This window comes from Pseudomonas sp. SDO5532_S415 (assembly GCF_054071155.1).
In genome coordinates this window covers 1-4,690 of the sequence record NZ_JBSVWS010000274.1, presented here as the reverse complement: position 1 = coordinate 4,690, position 4,690 = coordinate 1, and the positions used below count along the sequence as shown (strand labels likewise).

Below are 4,690 nucleotides of genomic sequence, written 5' to 3'. Positions count from 1 at the left end.
GGGAATGCATTTCAAATGTGGGAGCGAGCCTGCTCGCGAAGGGGGCGCAACCAACTGCGAAAAAAACCTCAGTCAGTCGTTAATCAGCTTCCCAACCCGAATCGGCTCACGCCCCGCCACCTTCGCCTGCCAGGTCCCCGGTTGCGTATAGCGCCCGCGATCGATAGCAAACAACACGCCACTGGTGCCCGCCCGCACGGTAGTGACCTTGTCGTTCAACGGGTCGACCACTTCAAACAGTGCATCGCCCTTCTCCACCCATTCACCGGCCTCGCGCAGAAAACTGACCACCCCGTGATGGGGTGCGAACAGATATTGGGTGCCTTCGAACGGCATGCCCTCGCAGCATTCATCCGGCGCCGCCGGCCAGGTGCCCTTGATGAAACCCTGCTCAGCAAGAAAGCCCAGAATCGCCTCGCAATTGGCTTGCGCCTGGTCGACCCGGGTGTCGCCCATGCTGCCCAGTTCCAGGGTGGTCGCCAGGTTGGCCGGTGGAATCGCCGCGTCGGGGAAGGCCCTGGCCAGGCGCAACCATGGCGAGGAACAGGACTCATCGAAAGAGCTGCCGCCGGAATCTTCACACAGCAGCGCCACGCCGGCCTTCAAGCGCGCCGCCAGGGATCGCCACTGCGGCCAGTGTTGCGGCAAGGCGTAAATATGAATCGCCGCGTCGAAGTCGCAATGCAGGTCGAGGGTGATGTCGGCGTCGCAGGCATGACGCAGCAACAAACGATGCATCGCCTCCAGTTGTGAAGCCGGAGCCGGCAAGCCGTCGAGCACTTGGCCCATGGTCTGGCGGATCAGTGCGATATTGGCCTCGGCATCACTGCCCAGACGATCACCGATCAACTGCGCCACCGGGGCACTGAGTTCGACGAATGCGCGATTGAAGTTCTTGCCACTGCCGAGTTCGAAACGCCCCATGTGGCTGCCTTGCAAGTGCTGATCGAGACCGATGGGGTTGGCCACCGGCACCAGCTCGATCACCCCTTGCAACTGCCCCTGGCTTTCCAGCTCGGTCAGGCGCTTCTTCAATTCCCAGGCCGTGCGCATGCCCGGCAACTCATCGGCGTGCAGACTGGCCTGGATGTAGACCTTGCGCGTGCCGGTGCCATAACGAAAGACGCTGAGGGTGCGCTCGGTTCCGAGGTGGCTCCAGGGCAGTGGGTGGTCGATGCGTTGCATGGCGGAACTCCTGATATCTGAACAGCCAGATCACCTGTGGGAGCGAGCAAGCCCGCTCCCACAGGTGATCTCTACTGCAATAGAGAGCATAAAAAAAGTGGCCACCGCGTCAACGGGGCCACTTTTTTCTACGGCGTATTAATGGCCGTAAACGTCAAAATCGAAATACTTGTCCTGCACTTGCTTGTACTTGCCGTTGGCGCGGATTTCGGTGATGGCGGTGTTGAATTTGTCCGCCAGTTCCTTATCGCCTTTGCGCACAGCAATACCGGCGCCGCCGCCGAAGTATTTGGCATCTTCATAGGTCGGGCCTACGAAAGCGAAGCCTTTACCGGCGTCGGTCTTCAGGAAACCGTCGTCGAGGTTGACCGAGTCGGCCAGCAGCGCGTCGACGCGACCGGAAACCATGTCCAGGTTGGCTTCCTGCTGGGAACCGTAACGGACCAGCTCGATACCGGCCGGCACCAGCACTTCAGTGGCGAAGCGGTCGTGGGTACTGGCGCGCAGCACACCGACCTTCTTGCCTTTGAGTTCAGTCAGCGGGTCCTTGATGTCGGTACCTGCCTTCATCACGAAACGCGCCGGGGTGTGATAGTACTTGATGGTGAAATCGACGTTTTTCTTGCGGTCATCGGTGATGGTCATGGACGACAGAATGGCGTCGATTTTCTTGACCTTCAGTGCCGGGATCAGGCCGTCGAACTCTTGCTCGACCCAGGTGCACTTCACTTTCATCTGCTCGCACAGCGCGTCGCCGATATCGACGTCGAAACCGGTGAGTTTGCCGTCAGGGGTTTTCATCGAGAATGGCGGGTAACCGGCTTCGATACCGATGCGGATCGGCTTGGCGTCTTCGGCCACGGCGGTCAGGGACAACATCGACAGTGCCAGGGCACCGAACATCACTAGCTTCTTCATTTATAACTCCTGTGTACGGAGGCTATTGTTGGCAGCTTTTATAGGCAGCTTTCGGTCATTCGCTTGTGGCGGACAGGGACCGAAGAGGCCGGCAGTCTAGAGTGGCTCGTGCGATGGCACAAGATTTCGGCGGCGTTGCGCCTGAAGAGCCGTGCTGGCGACAAGCCCTTTTTTGCGGCACATTGAGTGCCACTCTGCCTTGAGAAAAGCGTGATGTCCGAGTTGAACCTGATCCAGCACCACCCCGCCGAGGGGCCTGGCGCCATCGCGGCGTGGGCCGACGCCCGTGGCGTGAAGCTGAACGTCTTTCGCGCCGACCTCGGTCAACTGCCCGCAGCGAGCGCGGCGCCAGTGATTCTGTTGGGCGGGCCCTATGAATCCAATGCCGGGCCTGCATGGCTGGAAGCCGAACGCCAGTGGCTGGCACAGAGTCTGGAGCTAGGTGCGGCCGTATTCGCCATTTGCCTGGGGGCACAGTTACTGGCCCTCGGCCTGGGGGGTAATGTGCGGCGCATGGAGCGAACTGAAACGGGTTGGACATGCGTTACCTTTATCGATGGTCAGCGTCTGAAGGTGCTGGAATGGCACGAAGACGCCATCGACCTGCCGCCGGATGCTCAGTTGCTGGCCAGCAGCGAACAGTGTTTACAGCAGATGTACCGCGTAGGCCCGACGCGGGTGGGCTTGCAGTTTCATCCGGAGTGGAATGCCGAGTCGGTGGCGCTGCTGAACCGGCATTTTGCCGAGGAGTCACCATTGCCTCGGGATCCGCAGGACAGCGCCGCCCATGCCGCAGTCGTTGACTGGTTGCAGGTGACGCTGGATGAGTGGTGGGCGGTTTCTACCAAGCGTTGAACACTGCCGCGAACGCTTTTTGTGGCGAGGGAGTTTACTCCCGTCCGGCTGCGAAGCAGTCGCAAATACTGTGAATGCGGTTTGACTAATGCCATGTGATCACAGGTATTGGGGCCGCTTCGCGCCCCAGCGGGAGCAAGCTCCCTCGCCACAGTTGACTAGCAGTGTCTGAAGATCAGCATTCGCAACCGATAACGGTATTGGCAGGTCGTTGGACCGTAACACTCAACTCAAACCCTTCATCCAGCCAGCCGGTCACACCGCCGATCATCTCCTTGACCGGATAACCCAGCGCCGCCAGTTTCACGGCGGCCTTGTTCGCGCCATTGCAGTGCGGCCCAGCGCAATAGACCACGAACAGACTGCTTTTCGGATAGGCCGCCAGACTGTCGGCCGTGAGCAAACGTCCCGGAATATTGATCGCGCCTGGCACATGACCGCGCTCGAACGCCAGCGGGCCACGTACGTCCAGCAGGACAAAATCGATTTCGCCGGCCTGTCGGCTGCCGTGGACGTCGGAACAGTCAGTTTCGAACGTCAGACGGCTGCTGAAATGCATCAGGGCGATGGCCGACGGGGCGGCGGGAATTTCGCGGACCAGGCTGGTCATGGGCAGTACTCCGGGGTGGCAGTGGGTGTGAACCGACTTTATCCGCGTGCCACTTGTCGCTACAGTGGCGCACAAGACACTCACCGGGAATTTTCCGCCAAATGCAGCCTGCCCCTGGATTGGTCGCGATTCTGGCCTACGACGGCCTCTGTACCTTCGAATTCGGCATCGCCGTGGAGATCTTCGGCCTGGCGCGGCCGGAATTCGATTTCCCTTGGTACGAACATCAAATCGTCGCCGTCGATCAGGGCCCGATGCGCGCCATGGGCGGCATCCAGGTATTGGCCGATGGTGGCCTGGAACTGCTCGGGCAGGCCCGGACCATCATCATTCCCGGCTGGCGCGACCGCAACGCGGCCGTGCCCGAAGCGCTGCTCACAGCCCTGCGCCAGGCTCATGCCCAGGGCGCGCGGTTATTGTCGATCTGCTCAGGGGTATTCGTGCTGGCTGCCACCGGCTTGCTCAATGGTCACGGCGCCACGACGCACTGGCGCTACACCACGGAACTGGCCGAACGTTTTCCCGACATTCTGGTGGACCCGGACGTGTTGTATGTCGACTCAGGCCAATTGATCACTTCAGCCGGCAGCGCCGCTGGCATCGACGCCTGCCTGCATCTGGTGGCACGGGATTTCGGCACCCAGGTGGCCAACACCGTGGCGCGGCGACTGGTGATGTCGCCGCAACGCACCGGTGGCCAGGCGCAGTTCATTCCAACACCCGTCAGTCCTACGCCGCGCAGCGATCTTTCCCGCGTCATGCAATGGGCACGTGAGCGCCTGCATGAACCGCTGGAAGTGCGCGACCTGGCCAGCGAAGCGGCCATGAGCGAGCGCACATTCCTGCGGCGTTTCAGCGAAGCCAGCGGCCAGTCGCCCAAGACCTGGCTGCAACACGAACGCCTGGGTCGCGCCCGCGAACTGCTGGAAAGCACGAACCAGAACACCGAGCAGATTGCCCAGCGCTGCGGTTATCGGTCGGTGGAAAGCTTTCGGGTGGCATTTCGCAGCGTGGTCGGGGTGCCGCCGTCGGTGTATCGGGAGCGGTTTGGACGCGGGGTCAAGATCATTTTTTGAGTTGACCTATAGGGCCTCTTCGCGAGCAGGCTCGCTCCCACAGGGA

5 protein-coding genes are annotated in these 4,690 nt (G+C 61.1%); 2 read left to right on the top strand and 3 right to left on the bottom strand.

The genetic code is table 11. From position 1 onward, the window contains the following. Window positions 1–72: 72 nt before the first annotated feature. Both ACW9HW_RS28920 and ACW9HW_RS28915 read right to left on the bottom strand, forming a co-directional pair. Window positions 73–1,185: a succinylglutamate desuccinylase/aspartoacylase family protein gene (locus ACW9HW_RS28920; protein WP_457402722.1), complete on the bottom strand. Its 1,113-nt coding sequence runs from the start codon at window positions 1,183–1,185 to the stop codon at window positions 73–75. A gap of 138 nt (window positions 1,186–1,323) precedes the next feature. Continuing rightward, window positions 1,324–2,103, bottom strand: coding sequence for an ABC transporter substrate-binding protein (locus ACW9HW_RS28915; RefSeq protein WP_095193484.1), 780 nt, complete (start codon window positions 2,101–2,103; stop codon window positions 1,324–1,326). A gap of 213 nt (window positions 2,104–2,316) precedes the next feature. On the opposite strand from ACW9HW_RS28915, the gene ACW9HW_RS28910 reads away from it, so the two are divergent. Next, window positions 2,317–2,958 (top strand): type 1 glutamine amidotransferase, encoded by a 642-nt coding sequence (locus tag ACW9HW_RS28910; RefSeq protein ID WP_457402720.1) that lies wholly within the window; start codon window positions 2,317–2,319, stop codon window positions 2,956–2,958. Window positions 2,959–3,133: 175 nt separating this feature from the next. On the opposite strand, the gene ACW9HW_RS28905 is transcribed toward ACW9HW_RS28910, so the two are convergent. Beyond that, a complete protein-coding gene (locus ACW9HW_RS28905) occupies window positions 3,134–3,568 on the bottom strand; it encodes a rhodanese-like domain-containing protein (RefSeq protein ID WP_095193482.1) in 435 nt (144 codons plus the stop codon). 101 nt (window positions 3,569–3,669) lie between these two features. Between ACW9HW_RS28905 and ftrA the strand changes: the two genes are divergently transcribed. Further along, the gene (gene ftrA / locus ACW9HW_RS28900) at window positions 3,670–4,644 is read left to right on the top strand and encodes a transcriptional regulator FtrA (RefSeq protein WP_095193481.1); all 975 of its coding nucleotides are present in this window, start codon (window positions 3,670–3,672) and stop codon (window positions 4,642–4,644) included. The last annotated feature ends 46 nt before the right edge of the window (window positions 4,645–4,690 follow it).